The organism is Micromonospora sp. NPDC093244 (assembly GCF_040683695.1).
Lineage (GTDB): Bacteria > Actinomycetota > Actinomycetes > Mycobacteriales > Micromonosporaceae > Micromonospora.
The window spans coordinates 91,759-106,717 of sequence record NZ_JBFBEO010000001.1 but is presented as its reverse complement, the minus strand read 5'-3'; the positions used below and the strand labels follow the sequence as shown (position 1 = coordinate 106,717).

18 protein-coding genes are annotated in these 14,959 nt (G+C 71.5%); 9 read left to right on the top strand and 9 right to left on the bottom strand.

Translation table 11 applies throughout. The features are described from left to right. Window positions 1–169: 169 nt before the first annotated feature. A complete protein-coding gene (dusB, locus tag AB0N27_RS00555) occupies window positions 170–1,318 on the bottom strand; it encodes a tRNA dihydrouridine synthase DusB (RefSeq protein WP_364362308.1) in 1,149 nt (382 codons plus the stop codon). A 187-nt stretch (window positions 1,319–1,505) separates the two neighbouring features. On the opposite strand from dusB, the gene AB0N27_RS00550 reads away from it, so the two are divergent. Further along, window positions 1,506–2,480, top strand: coding sequence for a type IV toxin-antitoxin system AbiEi family antitoxin domain-containing protein (locus AB0N27_RS00550; RefSeq protein WP_364362307.1), 975 nt, complete (start codon window positions 1,506–1,508; stop codon window positions 2,478–2,480). A 139-nt stretch (window positions 2,481–2,619) separates the two neighbouring features. On the opposite strand, the gene AB0N27_RS00545 is transcribed toward AB0N27_RS00550, so the two are convergent. The 3 genes from AB0N27_RS00545 to AB0N27_RS00535 form a co-directional block, all read right to left on the bottom strand. Then, window positions 2,620–3,999: a glycine--tRNA ligase gene (locus tag AB0N27_RS00545; protein ID WP_364362306.1), complete on the bottom strand. Its 1,380-nt coding sequence runs from the start codon at window positions 3,997–3,999 to the stop codon at window positions 2,620–2,622. 115 nt (window positions 4,000–4,114) lie between these two features. Then, complete coding sequence (locus tag AB0N27_RS00540; RefSeq protein WP_364362305.1) at window positions 4,115–4,594, bottom strand: hypothetical protein; 480 nt, start codon at window positions 4,592–4,594, stop codon at window positions 4,115–4,117. A gap of 24 nt (window positions 4,595–4,618) precedes the next feature. Beyond that, complete coding sequence (locus tag AB0N27_RS00535) at window positions 4,619–4,960, bottom strand: antibiotic biosynthesis monooxygenase (protein WP_139587394.1); 342 nt, start codon at window positions 4,958–4,960, stop codon at window positions 4,619–4,621. 29 nt (window positions 4,961–4,989) lie between these two features. Here AB0N27_RS00535 and AB0N27_RS00530 point away from each other — a divergent pair, with 29 nt between their 5' ends. The 8 genes from AB0N27_RS00530 to AB0N27_RS00495 all read left to right on the top strand — a co-directional run bounded on the left by AB0N27_RS00530 (window position 4,990) and on the right by AB0N27_RS00495 (window position 9,606). Then, a complete protein-coding gene (locus tag AB0N27_RS00530) occupies window positions 4,990–5,247 on the top strand; it encodes a hypothetical protein (RefSeq protein ID WP_364362304.1) in 258 nt (85 codons plus the stop codon). Window positions 5,248–5,301: 54 nt separating this feature from the next. Further along, the gene (locus AB0N27_RS00525; RefSeq protein WP_364362303.1) at window positions 5,302–6,249 is read left to right on the top strand and encodes a metal ABC transporter substrate-binding protein; all 948 of its coding nucleotides are present in this window, start codon (window positions 5,302–5,304) and stop codon (window positions 6,247–6,249) included. Further along, entirely contained in the window at window positions 6,246–7,007 is a 762-nt protein-coding gene (locus tag AB0N27_RS00520) for a metal ABC transporter ATP-binding protein (RefSeq protein ID WP_364362302.1), read from the top strand. The genes AB0N27_RS00525 and AB0N27_RS00520 overlap by 4 nt, the downstream gene beginning before the upstream one ends. Window positions 7,008–7,010: 3 nt before the next feature. Next, on the top strand, window positions 7,011–7,877 hold the full coding sequence (locus AB0N27_RS00515; RefSeq protein ID WP_364362301.1) for a metal ABC transporter permease: 867 nt from the start codon (window positions 7,011–7,013) through the stop codon (window positions 7,875–7,877). Window positions 7,878–7,920: 43 nt separating this feature from the next. Then, window positions 7,921–8,220 (top strand): metalloregulator ArsR/SmtB family transcription factor, encoded by a 300-nt coding sequence (locus AB0N27_RS00510; RefSeq protein ID WP_139587399.1) that lies wholly within the window; start codon window positions 7,921–7,923, stop codon window positions 8,218–8,220. Further along, entirely contained in the window at window positions 8,217–8,615 is a 399-nt protein-coding gene (locus AB0N27_RS00505; protein WP_357985976.1) for a Fur family transcriptional regulator, read from the top strand. Before AB0N27_RS00510 ends, AB0N27_RS00505 begins: the two co-directional genes overlap by 4 nt. Window positions 8,616–8,654: 39 nt before the next feature. Continuing rightward, a complete protein-coding gene (locus AB0N27_RS00500; RefSeq protein WP_364362300.1) occupies window positions 8,655–9,263 on the top strand; it encodes a hypothetical protein in 609 nt (202 codons plus the stop codon). 175 nt (window positions 9,264–9,438) lie between these two features. Next, the gene (locus AB0N27_RS00495; RefSeq protein ID WP_364362299.1) at window positions 9,439–9,606 is read left to right on the top strand and encodes a hypothetical protein; all 168 of its coding nucleotides are present in this window, start codon (window positions 9,439–9,441) and stop codon (window positions 9,604–9,606) included. 159 nt (window positions 9,607–9,765) lie between these two features. Here AB0N27_RS00495 and AB0N27_RS00490 read toward each other — a convergent pair whose 3' ends face one another. The 5 genes from AB0N27_RS00490 to AB0N27_RS00470 form a co-directional block, all read right to left on the bottom strand. After that, window positions 9,766–11,763, bottom strand: a complete 1,998-nt coding sequence (locus AB0N27_RS00490) for an acyl-CoA dehydrogenase family protein (protein ID WP_364362298.1) — start codon at window positions 11,761–11,763, stop codon at window positions 9,766–9,768. A 119-nt stretch (window positions 11,764–11,882) separates the two neighbouring features. After that, on the bottom strand, window positions 11,883–12,386 hold the full coding sequence (locus AB0N27_RS00485; RefSeq protein WP_364362297.1) for a DUF6328 family protein: 504 nt from the start codon (window positions 12,384–12,386) through the stop codon (window positions 11,883–11,885). A gap of 122 nt (window positions 12,387–12,508) precedes the next feature. Beyond that, window positions 12,509–13,258: an SIS domain-containing protein gene (locus tag AB0N27_RS00480; RefSeq protein WP_364362296.1), complete on the bottom strand. Its 750-nt coding sequence runs from the start codon at window positions 13,256–13,258 to the stop codon at window positions 12,509–12,511. After that, window positions 13,255–14,061 carry an AAC(3) family N-acetyltransferase gene (locus AB0N27_RS00475; RefSeq protein ID WP_364362295.1) on the bottom strand — a complete coding sequence of 269 codons (807 nt, stop codon included), beginning with the start codon at window positions 14,059–14,061 and terminating at the stop codon, window positions 13,255–13,257. Before AB0N27_RS00475 ends, AB0N27_RS00480 begins: the two co-directional genes overlap by 4 nt. Continuing rightward, window positions 14,058–14,915: an alpha/beta hydrolase gene (locus tag AB0N27_RS00470; RefSeq protein ID WP_364362294.1), complete on the bottom strand. Its 858-nt coding sequence runs from the start codon at window positions 14,913–14,915 to the stop codon at window positions 14,058–14,060. The genes AB0N27_RS00475 and AB0N27_RS00470 overlap by 4 nt, the downstream gene beginning before the upstream one ends. Window positions 14,916–14,959: the final 44 nt, after the last annotated feature.

Sequence of the window (14,959 nt, the reverse complement as noted above, 5' to 3'; positions counted from 1 at the left end):
AGACACCAACATCCCCGAAGTTGCGCGGCTCTCGGCGACGAGCACCCGGCGCGGGCCCGTTGGTTGTGTGATGGGCTCCACCTACGTCCGACCCCTGCGGCCGGCGGGACCGGGTCGGCACCCGGCAGAGACTCGCCCGCCGATGGCAACCCCGTCGCAGACCGAGGGCTCAGCCGCCGGAGTCGTCCATCTCGGCGCCCTCGGGGACCGTGTCGTCGTCCCGGCTGGCCAGCCAACCGTCGGGCAGTGCGACCTTGCCCGGCGAGTTCGTCCGCCCGCGTGGCTGGCCCAGCGCCGTCACCGGGAACGGCTCCGCCGGGTCGAGCTTGCCGAGCAGATCGTCGAGCTGGGCCAGGCTCTCGATCATCGCCAGCGATCGGCGCAGCTCCCCGCCGACCGGGAAGCCCTTGAGGTACCAGGCGACGTGCTTGCGGAAGTCGGTGCAGCCGTCCCGCTCGCCCCGGGCCGGGTTGCGTGCGCCCGCCACGAACTGGTCGACAAGCAGCTCGGCGTGCCGGCGCATGGTCACCGCCACCTCGCCCAGGCTCGGCATCCGCCGCTCCGGCCTGCCGTTGAAGGCGGCCTCCAGGTCGGCGAAGAGCCACGGCCGGCCCAGGCAGCCACGGCCGATCACCACGCCGTCGACACCTGTGTGCGCGACCATCCGCAGCGCGTCCTCCGCCTCCCAGATGTCGCCGTTGCCGAGCACCGGCACGTCGAGTGCCTGCTTCAACGTGGCGATGGCGTCCCAGTCGGCGGTGCCCGAGTACCGCTGCGCGGCCGTGCGCCCGTGCAGGGCCACCGCGGCGACGCCCGCCTCCTGCGCGGCCAGCCCGGCTTCGACGTACGTCAGATGGTCGTCGTCGATGCCCTTGCGCATCTTCACGGTGACCGGCACCCCGGCCGGCGACGCGGCGGCGACCGCGGCCGTCACCAGCCGGGCGAAGAGCCGGCGCCGCCAGGGCAACGCCGCGCCGCCGCCACGCCGGGTGACCTTGGGTACGGGGCAGCCGAAGTTGAGATCGATGTGGTCGGCCAGATTGCGCTCCACGACGATGCGCACGGCCGCGGCGGTGACCTCCGGGTCGGTGCCGTAGAGCTGGAGGCTGCGGGGCTTCTCGTCATCACCGAACGCGATCATGCGCAGCGTCTTCGGGTTCCGCTCGACGAGCGCCCGGGTGGTGATCATCTCGCAGACGTAGATGCCGCCGCCCTGCTCCCGGCAGAGCCGACGGAACCCGACGTTGGTGATCCCCGCCATCGGCGCGAGGACCACGGGTGGCCACACCTGGTGCGGCCCGAGAGTAAGAGGGCCCATGGCAGTCACCGCACAAGTGTAAGGAAGGGCCCCTGCTTAACGCCTGGTGCATAGGAAGGGGCCCTTCCTTACACGACGCATATCACACCCCGCGATGATCGACGGAGTTGTCCACAGCCGGCAGGAGTTTCCACAGGCCGAACGACGGGGCAGGACAGGGCCTGGTTCCGGCGGCCAGGCTGCGGCCATGCGTGAACATCCACCTGAGCTGGCGGCGACGGCCGAGCGGCAACAGCACATCGTCACCCGAGCTCAGTTGCTCGCCGCCGGCTACGACGACATGTACCTGTACCGCCAGGCCCGTCGCGGCCAGTGGCAACGCGTCCTGCCGGCGACGTACGCCCTGTTCACGGGCGTACTGACCGATGAACAACGGCGGATCTCCGCAGCGCTCTACGCCGGGCCGCAGGCGCAGCTCACCAGCTTGGCCGCGCTCGCCTGGTACGGGTTCCGGCAGATTCCGCGTAACACCGACGTACACCTGGTGGTGCCGCACTACGCGCGGCGCCGGTCGGCGGACTACGCCGTTGTTCGGCGAGCCCTGGCACTGGACGCCTGGCCGCGGTCGAGCGCGCCCTATGCGGTTTGCTCGCCGGCGCGGGCGGTGGTGGACGCGGCTCGCGACCTTCGGCAGCTTCGCCCGGTGCGGGCCATCGTCGCCGAGTCCGTCCAGCGCGGTTTCACCGACCTCGGCCGGCTTGACGAGGAGATCCGCCGGGCGCGGCGCAGTCGCACCGCGCTGATCAGGATGGCGTACGCGGAGGTCCTGGCCGGCACCCGGTCGGCTCCGGAGGCGGAGCTGCGCGAGTGCCTGGCGGACAGCCCGATCCTGCCGGAGATTCGGTGGAATCCCCGCCTTCGTACGCTCGACGGGGCGGCGCTGCCGACGCCGGACGGGTATCTCACCGACTCGGCGGTGGCGCTGGAGGTCGATTCGCAGGAGTACCACTTCAGCCCGAGCGACTGGGCCCGGACGTTGGAGCGGCACAACGAGCTGAGTCGGCACGGCGTCCTGGTTCTGCACGTCACGCCGGCACAGCTACGGCGCCACCCGAACCGCATTCGACGAACTGTCGAGGACGCGTACGAGTCCCGGCAGGGCGTCGGCGCCACGCTCCGGGTCCGCGTCGATCCGGCCGGCCCGGAGCATGCAATGGCCTGATCGAGTACGGGCGCTCCACGCGACTCAGCCCCGCTGCTCCGCTCTGCGCTGCGCCGCTCAGCTCAGCTCACGGAACAACGGAGTTAGGAAGGGGCCCCTCCTATACCTGAGGCGTTAGGAAGGGGCCCTTCCTTACACCTCAGCAGCCCGGGAGGCGCTCGATCAGGTACCGCTCGACCTGATCCAGGGAGACCCGCTCCTGGGCCATGGTGTCCCGGTTGCGCACCGTCACGGCGTTGTCGTCAAGGGTGTCGAAGTCGACAGTCACGCAGAACGGGGTGCCGATCTCGTCCTGCCGGCGGTAGCGGCGACCGATCGCCTGCGAGTCATCGAACTCCACCACCCAACGCTTACGCAGCAGCGCCGCGAGGTCCTTCGCCTTCGGCGACAACGCCTCGTTGCGCGACAGCGGCAGCACCGCAACCTTGACCGGGGCCAGCCGCGGGTCGAACCGCATCACCGTGCGCTTGTCCACGCCGCCCTTGGTGTTCGGCGCCTCGTCCTCGTCGTACGCCTCGAGCAGGAAGGCGAGCACCGCGCGGGTCAGACCGGCGGCCGGCTCGATGACGTACGGCATCCAGCGCTCACTCTTGGTCTGGTCGAAGTACGACAGGTCGACACCCGAGTGCTTGCTGTGCGTGGACAGGTCGAAGTCGGTGCGGTTGGCGACGCCCTCCAGCTCGGCGAACTCCGTGCCGCCGAACTGGAAGCGGTACTCGATGTCGACAGTGCGCTTCGAGTAGTGGGAGAGCTTCTCCTTGGGGTGTTCGAACAGGCGCAGATTGTCAGCCGACAGGCCCAGGTCGAGATACCAGTTCCAGCGCTCCTGGAGCCAGTACTCGTGCCACTGCTCGTCGGTGCCCGGCTCGACGAAGAACTCCATCTCCATCTGCTCGAACTCGCGGGTCCGGAAGATGAAGTTGCCGGGCGTGATCTCGTTGCGGAACGACTTGCCGGTCTGCGCGATGCCGAACGGCGGCTTCTTGCGGGCGACCGTCTCGACGTTCTTGTAGTTCACGAAGATGCCCTGCGCGGTCTCCGGACGCAGGTAGTGCAGACCCTCGTCGCTCTCCACCGGGCCCAGGTACGTCTTCATCAGGCCGTTGAACATCTTCGGCTCGGTGAAGGTGCCCTTGTTGCCGCAGTTGGGGCAGTTCAGCTCGGCGAGCGAGGTCAGCGGCTTGCCGTGCTTCTCGGCGTACGCCTCCTCCAGGTGGTCCGCCCGGAAACGCTTGTGGCAGAACTGGCACTCGGTGAGCGGGTCGACGAACTCGGCGATGTGGCCGGACGCCTCCCACACCCTGCGGGCCAGGATCACGGCGGAGTCGAGGCCGACCACGTCGTCGCGCTGCTGGACCATCGTCTTCCACCACTGCCGGCGGACGTTCTCCTTGAGTTCAACGCCGAGCGGCCCGTAGTCCCACGCTGATCGGGTGCCTCCGTAGATCTCGCTGGAGGGGAAGACGAAGCCTCGGCGCTTGGCGAGGCTGACGACGGCGTCGATACGGTCGACTGGCATGTTTCCTCCTACGCCGGCTGGCGGTCGGCGGGGGGCGAGATATGGATGGAACGGTCAGTTCGGGCCAACGGTACGGTCACCGTCGCCCCGAACCCAGCAGAATACCGGGAGCCGGTCAGCTCACCCCGCAGACCTCCATGCCACCGGTCTGGCTGTCCGAGCCAAGGGTGACCTGCTGCTGTTCCCGGTCACCGCCCTCGAGTGTCACGTCGACAGGCACCGTCAGGTTGGTGGTGTCCACCTCACCCACCCGGTACGCGCTCACCTGCGGTTCGGCAGCTGCCCGCCGTTCGAACTCGGGGCGGGACTCGCGCCGCTGCGCGTCGTCGCAGAGCTGCTCGTACGCCCGGCCGTAGTTTCGCTCGACGAGGGCCTGGTAGTAGTCGCTGGTCACCGTGCGGCCCTGCTCCCGGACGGCCTGCACGCCTGTGACGAACAGGCCCACGACGGCTGTGCCTCCCCCGCCGCAGCAGAGCAGCAGGGCCAGAGCGCCGACGCCGAGGCCGATCCAGAGCCGGGTCCGGCGGCCCTCGGTGGGCGGCGCGGCGAACGGCGGAGCCACACCGGGACCGGGCGGCGGGGCGGGTGCGGTCATAGGAGCAGCGTAGTGTCCGCCGGCTCAGCGGTAAGGACCCGCAGCCCGATCACTCTCGGCGACCACCACGGCCCCGCCGGGCGCGGCGCTGGCCAGGGCCTCGTACGCGGACGGTTCGTCGATCGACTCGGCGAGCAGCGGCACGGCGCTGACCTTGACCTCGAAGGCGCCCAGTGCCCGCCGGTAGGTGCCCACCGACTCCCACTCGGTGAGCAGCGTCCAGTGCCGGGGGTCGTCCAGCGCCCGGACCAGTTGTCCTCGCAGGTAGCCGGGTCGGGCGGCCAGCGCGGTGAGGGCGGCGTGCGCCCGTTCGGTGAAGTCGTCGGCGACATCGACGTCGACCACGAACCGGTTGGTCACCAGCACCGGGGGTTCCTCCTCGTAGAGTCTGTGGGATGCAGCGTACGCAGCGCCCTCTGCTGGCGCGTCTGGCCGGGGCGAACCCGACGTCGGTGTTCCTGCTCACCCTCGTGGTGGTGCTTGTGGCGTTCTTCACGCCAGGTGTCGTCGGTGGGCTGCTGACGCTCGCGCTCGCGGCGGTGCTGATTGCCCTGTTGGCGACGACCTGGCCGGTGCAGTCGCCGCAGACCCGGCTGATCCGGCTGCTGATGCTGACCCTGCTGGTAACTGTGGGTCTGGCGAAGCTGCTCTGACATGCAATCATGCGTTTTTGACAATCATTATCGTTGCCACGGACAGTTGGGGACATGACCAACCGCACCACGTCCCGCGTCCTGGCCGCCGCGACCGCAGTGCTCGCCCTAGGCGCCGGGGCCGGCTGCTCGACCGGCGGCGCCGCCGGTGCCGACCCGCAACGAGTCGACGTGGTGGCCGCGTTCTACCCCCTGGAGTTCCTCGCCGAGCGGATCGGCGGAGACGCGGTCCGGGTGACCAACCTCGCCAAGCCCGGCGCCGAGCCGCACGACCTGGAACTCAGCCCGAAGCAGGTCGGCCAGGTCAGCGAGGCCGAGTTGATCGTCTACCTGAAGGGCTTCCAGCCGGCGGTGGACGACGCCGTCGCACAGAACGGCGGTGACCGGACGTTCGACGTGACGACCGTGCAACCACTGCTGGACGCGACAGCCGCCGGGCACGACCACGAGGGCGCGGGCGAGCACGCCGAGGAGGACACCGGCGGCAAGGACCCGCACGTCTGGCTCGACCCGACCCGGCTGGCCACCATCGGCGACCAGCTCGCCAAGCGGCTCGCCGAGGCCGACCCGGACCACGCCGGCGACTACACCGCCCGCGCCTCCGCGCTGCGCGCCGACCTGACGGCGCTTGACGGCGAGTTCACCACGGGCCTGGCGACCTGCCAGCGGCGGGAGATCGTGACCAGCCACACCGCGTTCGGCTACCTCGCCGACCGGTACCGGCTCGACCAGGTCGGCATCACCGGGCTGAGCCCGGACGTCGAACCCTCCCCGCGGCGGCTGGCGCAGGTCATCGAGGAGGCCAGGGAACACCGGACCACCACGATCTTCTTCGAGACGCTTGTCAGCCCGAAGGTCGCCGAGACCATCGCCGGTCAGGTGGGCGCGAAGACCGCAGTGCTCGACCCGCTCGAAGGGCTCGCCGCCGGCGACGGCGCCGACTACCTTTCGGTGATGCGTACCAACCTCCAGGCCCTGCGAACGGCGTTGAGCTGCTCGTGAGCACACCCGTCATCACCGTCGAGCACGGGGCGGTCGGCTACGACGGCCGCCCCGTGCTCCGGGACGTCTCGCTCACCGTGACCGCCGGGGAGGTCGTCGCGGTGCTCGGCGCCAACGGCTCCGGCAAATCCACGCTGATCCGCGCGGTGCTCGGCCTGGTGCCGCTGAGCACCGGCGCGATCACCCTCTTCGGCCAGCCGCTGCGCCGGTTCCGGCAGTGGCAGCGCATCGGGTACGTCCCGCAGCGCCTCGGCGCCGGCGGCGGCGTACCTGCCACCGTGCGCGAGGTGGTGGCCTCCGGCCGGTTGGCCCGCCGGGGTCTGCTCCGCCCTCCGGGCGCGGCCGACCGCACCGCCGTCGACGACGCGCTGCGCGCGGTGGGTCTCGCCGACCGGGCCGCCGACCCGGTGGCCACCCTCTCCGGTGGCCAGCAGCAGCGCACCCTGATCGCCCGCGCACTGGCCGGCCGGCCGGAGCTGCTGATCCTCGACGAGCCCACCGCCGGGGTGGACGCGGCCAGCCAGGAGGCGTTCGCCGACGCGCTGCGCGACTTCGTCGGCGACGGCGGAACGGTGCTGCTGGTGGCCCACGAGCTGGGCCCGCTCCGGCCGGTCATCAGCCGGGCTGTCGTCGTACACGAGGGTGGCATCTGCCACGACGGCCCGGTGCCGGACCCGGCCGGCCATCACGCGGAGCCCGACCACGACCACGTGCACCCGCACGGTCCCGACGAGCCCGCCGGGCTGTGGAGCAGCTGAGCAATGGAACTCTTCCAGTACCCGTACATGCAGCGGGCCCTGATCGCCGCGCTGGTGATCGGCCTGGCCGCGCCGGCGCTCGGCATCTACCTGGTGCAGCGCCGGCTGACGCTGATCGGCGACGGCATCGGGCACGTGGCGTTGACAGGCGTCGGCGCCGGCCTGCTGCTCAACCGTTCGCCGGTGCTGGTGGCGGTGATCGTGGCGACCATCGGCGCGGTCACCATCGAGGTGGTCCGCTCCCGCGGGCGTACCTCCGGCGACCTGGCCCTGGCCCTGCTCTTCTACGGCGGCATCGCCGGCGGTGTGCTGCTGGTCGGTCTCTCCGACGCGACGAGCGCCAACCTCAACGCCTACCTGTTCGGGTCGCTGACCACCATCTCGCCAGCCGACCTGACGACCATCGCGGTGCTCGGCACGGCGATCCTCGTCGCCATGATCGCGCTGCGGCCGGCGCTCTTCGCGGTCAGCCACGACGAGGAGTACGCGCGGGTCTCCGGCCTGCCGGTGCGCACCCTCAACCTGCTGATCGCGGTCACCACCGCGGTCACGGTGACCATCGCGATGCGCGCGGTGGGGGTGCTGCTGATCAGCGCGCTCATGGTGGTCCCGGTGGCCGCCGCCCAGCAGGTCACCCGCGGCTTTCGCAGCACGATGACCGCCGCGATGGCACTCGGGGTCTTCGCGGCCGGCACCGGCGTCTGGGTGGCGGCGACGGCGGACACCGCCCCGGGCGCCTCGGTGGTGCTTGTGGCGATCGCGTCCTTCCTGGTGGTGGCCGTGGCCGGGGGCATCTGGCGGGCGCTGCGCCGCCGGGTCACACCGTCCTCCGTTCCGGCGCCGGAACCGCACGAGGTCGTGCTGCGCTGAGACGGATCAGCGGGACGCCTGCGGCATTCGTTACCGTTGCAGGATGACCGGCGCAGCGGGCTATGAGGCGTTCGACGGGGCCAGCGAACTGCTCCGCGCCCTGTCGGCCCCCATCCGGCTGGCCATCGTCAGCGAGCTGGCCGACGGTGAACGGTGCGTCCACGAGCTTGTGGAGAAGCTGGGCGCCGCACAACCGCTGGTCTCCCAGCACCTGCGCGTGCTGCGGGGCGCGGGCGTCGTGCGGGGCTCGCGTCGAGGTCGGGAAATCGCGTACAACCTGGTCGACGAGCACGTCGCGCACATCGTGGCGGACGCGGTGAGCCACGCCGGGGAGGGATCATGAGCGAGAGCGGCGCCGCCGTTCGCAACACCCGGCAGCGCTCGGCGGTGAGCGCACTGCTGGGCGAGATGGACGGCTTCCACAGCGCCCAGGACCTGCACGCGATGCTGCGCCAGCGCGGTGAGCGGGTCGGTCTCACCACCGTCTACCGCACCCTGCAAGGCCTCGCCGACGCGGGCGAGATCGACGTGATGCGACCGCCGGGCGGCGAGCACCTCTACCGCCGGTGCAGCGAGGGACACCACCACCACCTGGTCTGCCGGGCCTGCGGCCGTACCGTCGAGGTGGCCGGCCCGGCCGTGGAGAGCTGGGCCGACCGGGTGGCCGAGCAGCACGGGTACGCAGACGTCAGCCACACCCTGGAGATCTTCGGCACCTGCCCGGCCTGCGTCCGCTGAGGGTGTCGGGCTGAGGGCGTTCGTGGCACGCTGTCCGGCGTGAAAATCTACGCCGATCGGTTTCCGACCGCCGCCCGCCAGTTGCTCACCGACCTTCTCGTCGTCGCCTGGGTGTACGTCGCGATCCGTGGCGCGCTGTGGCTGCACGACCTGGTGCAGAAGCTCGCCGTACCGGGGCAGAAGCTGGAGGGCGCCGGCAGTGGGCTCGCCGACAACCTGGGCGACGCCGGCGGCAAGGTCGGCCGGGTGCCGCTGGTCGGTGACGAGTTGACCGCCCCCTTCCGGCGGGCCGCAGACGCCGCCCGTGGGCTCGCCGACGCCGGCCGCGACCAGCAGCACCTCGTCGACCAGCTCGCCCTGGCGCTCGCCATCGCGGTGCTGATCTTCCCCCTCGGCATCGTGCTGTTCGGCTGGCTGCCGCTGCGGGTGCGCTGGATGCGCCGGGCCGGATCGGCGGCGAAGCTCGCCGCCGGACCGGCCGGGCGGGATCTGCTCGCCCTGCGCGCGCTGGCCACCCAGCCGCTGGGCCGGCTCACCCGGATCGCGCCGGACGTCGCCGAGGCGTGGCGACGCGGCGACGACGAGACTGTCGACGCCCTCGCCGCGCTGGAGCTGCGTCAACTCGGCCTGCGCGGGCGTGGCCGCTGACCCGCCCCGCCACGCCCCGCCCCGCCGAGCAGACGCGGGATCGCCACGATCAGGTGATGGACAGTAGTTCTCCACCCTCGCCGCAGAGCTTCTCTTCATCACCTGATCAAGGGACGCTGCCCTGCGACCACCGCGCCAGCTCGGGCTGCGCGGGCGTGGCCGCTAAGGTCGTCGGGTGTTCTACTTCCTGGTCGCCATCGCCGTACTGCTGCTCGTCTACGCCGCCGTGCTTGTCTCCTTCGTACGGCGGGGCAGGAAGATCGCGCCCGCGGCGTACCTGGGTCTGGCGGTGCTCAACGGTCTGATCCTGGCGGGGGTGCTCGCCTGGGCGGTCGCCCGCTGACAGCGCTCGGCGCCACGCCACACCACGCCACATTTCAAGCTCGTGCTCGAACCAGGAAGTAGTGGCCTCGTGGTCGGACGGATGCCACTAGATCCAGGATCTAGCGTGATCATGCGCCGCACCCGCGCGGCAGCACGGCCGGGGCGGTAACGGGGAGGGCTACGGCTTCGGCGGGATGCGGCGGCGGACGTCCTCGGCGGTGGACGGGCCGGGCGACCAGCGGGCCACCCACGGCAGCTCGTCGGACGGGGTGATGACCCAGTCCTCCAGACCCGCGTAACGGCCGGCGAGGATCCGCTTCGCGGCGGCGGTGTCGACCGAGTCGGTGTTGTCCCACAGGGCGGCAAACAGGGCGTCCACCCGCACCCGCGCCTGCCGGCAGAACAGGTCGGCCAGCTCGACGTTCTCCGGGCGGGCGTCCCGTTCGGCGACCGCCCGGACGCAGACCGCCGACATCGCGAACAGCTCCGCGCCGATGTCCACCACCCGGCCGAGGAACGCCTGCTTGCGCTCCATCTTTCCCTGCCAGCGCGACATCGCGTAGAACGTCGACCGGGCCAGCTTGCGCGACGACCGTTCCACCTGACGCAGGTGAGCGGCCAGTGGCCCGAACTCGGCGTACGCCGAAGGTCTCTGACCTCGGCCGACGGCAAGGGTCGGCAGCCACTTCGCGTAGAAGGCCCCGGCGCGGGCGCCGGCGCGGGCCTTGCGGCCGAGCCCCGCGTCCGGGTCGATGATGTCGCCGGCCACCGACAGGTGGGCGTCCACGGCCTCCCGGGCGATCAGCAGGTGCATGATCTCGGTGGAGCCCTCGAAGATCCGGTTGATCCGCAGGTCACGCATCATCTGTTCGACGGCGGCGGCACGTTCGCCACGGGCGGCCAGCGAGTCTGCCGTCTCGTACCCGCGGCCGCCCCGGATCTGGATCAGCTCGTCGGCGATCTTCCAGGCCATCTCGCTGGCGTACAGCTTGACCAGCGCCGCCTCGATCCGGATGTCGTTGCGGTCGTCGTCGGCGAGCAGGCAGCACAGGTCCAGCATGGTCTCCATGCCGTACGTGGTGGCGGCGATGAACGAGAGTTTCTGCGCGACCGCCTCGTGCTCGCCCACCGGCCGACCCCACTGGACCCGGTCGGCGGCCCACCCCCGGGCCACGTTCAAGGCCCACTTGCCGGCACCCACGCACATCGCCGGCAGCGAGAGCCGACCGGTGTTCAACGTGGTGAGCGCGATCTTGAGGCCCTTGCCCTCGCCGCCTATGACGTTCTCGGCGGGCACGAACACGTCGTGGAACCGGGTGAGGCTGTTTTCCAGGCCGCGCAGGCCGACGAACTCGTTGCGTCGTTCGACAGTGATGCCGGCGCTGTCGCCGTCCACCACGAACGCGGTGATCCCGCCGCGCCGGCCCTCGCCCGCCGGCACCCGGGCCATCACCACGAGCAGGGTGGCGACGATGCCGTTGGTGGCCCAGAGCTTCACCCCGTTGAGCCGGTAGCCGGTGCCGTCCTCGGTCGGCTCGGCGGTGGTGGCCAGCCGGGCGGGGTCGGAGCCGACGTCCGGTTCGGTGAGCAGGAACGCGGAGACCTCGCCGGCGGCGAGTCGGGGCAGGAACCGCTGCTTCTGCTCGGCGGTGCCGAACATCTTCAGCGGCTGCGGCACCCCGATCGACTGGTGCGCCGAGAGCAGCGCGCCGATCGCCGGGCTGACCGAGCCGGCAAGCATCAGCGCCCGGCAGTAGTGCAGGTTGCTGAGCCCCAGCCCGCCGTACCGCCTGTCGATCTTCATGCCGAACGCGCCGAGGTCCGCCAGGCCGTGGAACACGGCGTCCGGAATGGACGCGTCCCGTTCGATTGCCGCGCCGTCCACCTCGGAGTCGAGGAAGGCGCGGAACCGGCCGAGGAACTCCTCGGCGCGGGCCACGTCGTCCGGGTCGGAGCGGGGCCACGGGTCGATGAGGTCGAGCCGGAATCGACCGAGGAACAACTCCTTGCCGAAGCTCGGCCGGTCCCAGGTGGACTCGCGGGCCGCCTCGGCGACCTGCCGGGCCTCCTTCTCGGAGACCTGCCCGGCCTCTGCCGGCAACGGGGCGGCGGTGCCGGGTGCGGCTTCGGAGTCGGGGCCGTCCGGTGCCGGTCGGCCGTCCTGCGTCGTGGTCACGGCTGCCCCCTCGAACCTCGATGCGGCTGCGTCGGCGTACGCCTCAACGCCACGCTACCCCCGGGTGTTACCCAGGGGTAGCGCTGCGTGAAGATCGGCTTCTGGCCGTACGCGTCCGTTCAGCGACCGGCGATCTCGTCCGGGTCGTCGTCCTCGTCGTCGATGTCGTCCTCACCCCAGCTACGCCGGGCGAACGGCAGGATCATCCAGAACACGAGGAACCACAGCCCGGTCAGGGCGCTGAGCAGGAAGGCGATCGGCCGGTCCAGCACGAAGTCGGTGATCAGCAGCACCGCGCTGACCATCGCGATGAGCATGAAGGCGAGACCGCCGGTGGCCATCCGGTGGGCGAACCGCACCAGTTCCGGCTTGCGCCCCTGCCGGAACAGTGCCCGGTGGAACGCCACCGGCGAGATGATCATGGCGGTGGCGGCGGCCGCCGCGAGCAACGCCACGATGTAGACGTCACGCTGGAATTCGCTGGTCCTGGTGAACCCGTTGCTGAACGGCAGCGTGAGCAGGAATGCGAAGAGGATCTGCACCCCGGTCTGGGCGACCCGCAACTCCTGCAACAGGTCGGCGAAGTTGCGTTGCCAACGCTGCTTCTCGGTCTCCTTCGACACGCGCTACCTCCGGTGAGACGCTACTGCCGACGGCTCCAGCCGTCGGCAGCAACGCCAATGCCCCACCCGCCGGAGCGCGAAACAAATTCACGACAGCCCGGACGCGCTCGACGGGACCGACCTCAGGAGCCGCGCCGGATCCGCCCCGCGTACCGGGCCTCCAACTCGTTGTTGTGCGCGTCGCCGTCCGGGATGTTCGCCGACAGGTAGACCGGGGGCCGCTCCCCCGCCGCCAGCAACCGGGCCACCACCTCCACGGTGACCTGCTGGGCCAGCAGCGCCGCCGTGATCGAGGAGACCGCGCCCACCGCACCGCCGCCGGGCAGCGGCAACGTCGCGTCGCCGTACGGGGCGCCGTTGTCGAGCACCACGTCGGCGAAGTCGGCCAGCTTGCGACCGGACGGGTGCCGGGAGGTCATCCGGCCCGAGTGCTGCGCGGAGGTGATCGCCACCAGGCCGTGACCGCGATCCTTCACCAGGGCGGCGAACTCCACCATCGCGCCGTTGACCCCCGAGTTCGAGGCCAGCACGAACACGTCGGTCGGCCGCACCGGGGCCAACTCGTACAGCCGGTGCGCCACCGCCGGGTCCCGCTCCAGCAGCGGACCGAGCCGGTCAACCGGCTCGCCGCCGAGCAGCACGAGATCGCGAAGCGCGATCCGGTTCGTCGGCACCAGGCCGCCCGCCCGCCCGGCGATCTCCATGGCCAGGGCCTCCGAGTGGCCGGTACCGAACGCGTGCACCACCCCGTCGGCGCGGACCGCGTCGGCGATCAGGTCGGCGGCCCGCCCCACCGCCTCCCGCTGACTGGCGGTCACCAGGCCGATCGTCTCGGTCACCACGGCCAGGTAGTCCTCGGCACTTACCGTCATGCGTCCTCCGTCGTCCGGTTGCGGGCCAGCCACCGCACCGCGAAGTCGACAGCCGCCCGCTGGCGCATCAACCTGCCGGTTCCGGCGCCGACAGGTCCGGCGCGAACCGCACCCGTGGCCTCCAGATCCGTGCCCAAGGCGGCGAAGTCGCCCGCGTCGAGCCGTACGTCCTGCCACCACACCCACTCCCGGCCGCCGTCGGCTGTGCGAACCGCGGCACCGACCCGCTCACGGGGCGAGCCAGGGCAGCGGTACTCGGCCAGGTGCAGCGAGGTACTCGCGGAGTGGCCCACACCGAGCAGCAACACGTCCGCGTCCAGCTCGTAGAGCCGGGCCAGCGGCGAGCCCTCACCGAGCATGTCGGCCCGGGCGTGCCCGGCCACCACCTGCTCGGCGGCCGGCCCGAGTGCCGCGAACGACACGTGCGGATGCGAACTGCGCAGGGCGCCGGGCCAGCCACGGACCGTCTCGGCGAGCACGCCCATGAACCGGCTCGGCGTGACCGCCGGGTCGAAGCCCGGCATCTCCGAACGGATCAGCGGCCACCAGTCCGCCGGCACCGGTGGGTTGCGCCACTGCGCGGGATCGCTGTTCTCCGGCGTGTGCGTGGGCACCACGACCGTGCCGTCCGGGCCGAGCGCGTCGCGCAGGGCGAGCACCACCGCCTGCGGCCCACCGCAGACGAAACCCAGCGGGCGCAGCCCGGCATGGACCAGCACCGTCGACCCTGGGCGTACGCCCAGCAGGCGCAGCTGCTCGGCGATCGAACGCCGGGTGCCGGGCCCGCCGGTGTCCGTCGTCATGACGCGTCTTCGACCGGCACGGCTCCGGCCGTTCCGCCGGCCCGGGCCAGGATCGCCTCGGCGAGCGGGCCGGGGGCGGCGTCCGGGATCCAGTGGGTCACCCCGCTCAGGGGTACGAAGCGGTAGTCGCCTGTGACGTTGGCGGCACACGCGTCAGCGGCGGCGCGGCCGATCGCCACGTCCCGGTCGCTCCACACGTACGTGGTGGGCACCCCGACCGGACCGACGCCGGCCAGGTCGGAGCCGGACATCGCCCGGTACCAGTTCAGGGCGGCGGTGAGCGCGCCCGGCTCTCGCATCGGATCGGCGTAACGGTCCACCCGGGACGCGTCCCCCACACCGCCGAGCATCTTGCGCAGGGCAGTCGCGTTGAGGGCCAGCAGCACCTTCTCCGCCTTGCCCGGCATCCGGAACAGCGCCATGTACGACGAGCGCGCCTTCTGCTGCGTGTCGGTACGCAGGGCGTGCGCCATCGCCGCGGGATGGGGCACTGACACCGCCGTGAGCGTGCGGACCCGCTCGGGATGCCCGGCGGCCACCGCCCAGGCAACGACCGCGCCCCAGTCGTGACCGACCAGGTGGACGGCGTCCAGACCGAGCACGTCGAGCACCGCCACCACGTCGGCCACCAGTTCGGGGATCCGGTACGCGGGCACCGCCTCCGGCCGGGCACCAGGCGAGTAGCCACGCTGGTCCAGCGCGTACGTGCGCAGCCCGGCCGCGTGCAGTGCCGGCACGACGTCGTCCCACTCGCCGCTGTGCTGGGGGAAGCCGTGCAGCAGCAGGACGGGTTCACCGTCCGGCGGTCCACCGGCGCGTACCTCGAACGTGAGACCTCGTGCGTCGACCCGCATGATCGTGAGCCTACCCAGCCGGCGTCCGGCCGGCAGGACGCCGA

Bases quoted from the DNA above. Each gene is read 5' to 3' on its own strand.
- dusB (WP_364362308.1), bottom strand. From the start codon at position 1,318: ATGGGCCCTCTTACTCTCGGGCCGCACCAGGTGTGGCCACCCGTGGTC.
- AB0N27_RS00550 (WP_364362307.1), top strand. From the start codon at position 1,506: ATGCGTGAACATCCACCTGAGCTGGCGGCGACGGCCGAGCGGCAACAG.
- AB0N27_RS00545 (WP_364362306.1), bottom strand. From the start codon at position 3,999: ATGCCAGTCGACCGTATCGACGCCGTCGTCAGCCTCGCCAAGCGCCGA.
- AB0N27_RS00540 (WP_364362305.1), bottom strand. From the start codon at position 4,594: ATGACCGCACCCGCCCCGCCGCCCGGTCCCGGTGTGGCTCCGCCGTTC.
- AB0N27_RS00530 (WP_364362304.1), top strand. From the start codon at position 4,990: ATGCAGCGTACGCAGCGCCCTCTGCTGGCGCGTCTGGCCGGGGCGAAC.
- AB0N27_RS00525 (WP_364362303.1), top strand. From the start codon at position 5,302: ATGACCAACCGCACCACGTCCCGCGTCCTGGCCGCCGCGACCGCAGTG.
- AB0N27_RS00515 (WP_364362301.1), top strand. From the start codon at position 7,011: ATGGAACTCTTCCAGTACCCGTACATGCAGCGGGCCCTGATCGCCGCG.
- AB0N27_RS00510 (WP_139587399.1), top strand. From the start codon at position 7,921: ATGACCGGCGCAGCGGGCTATGAGGCGTTCGACGGGGCCAGCGAACTG.
- AB0N27_RS00505 (WP_357985976.1), top strand. From the start codon at position 8,217: ATGAGCGAGAGCGGCGCCGCCGTTCGCAACACCCGGCAGCGCTCGGCG.
- AB0N27_RS00480 (WP_364362296.1), bottom strand. From the start codon at position 13,258: ATGACGGTAAGTGCCGAGGACTACCTGGCCGTGGTGACCGAGACGATC.
- AB0N27_RS00475 (WP_364362295.1), bottom strand. From the start codon at position 14,061: ATGACGACGGACACCGGCGGGCCCGGCACCCGGCGTTCGATCGCCGAG.
- AB0N27_RS00470 (WP_364362294.1), bottom strand. From the start codon at position 14,915: ATGCGGGTCGACGCACGAGGTCTCACGTTCGAGGTACGCGCCGGTGGA.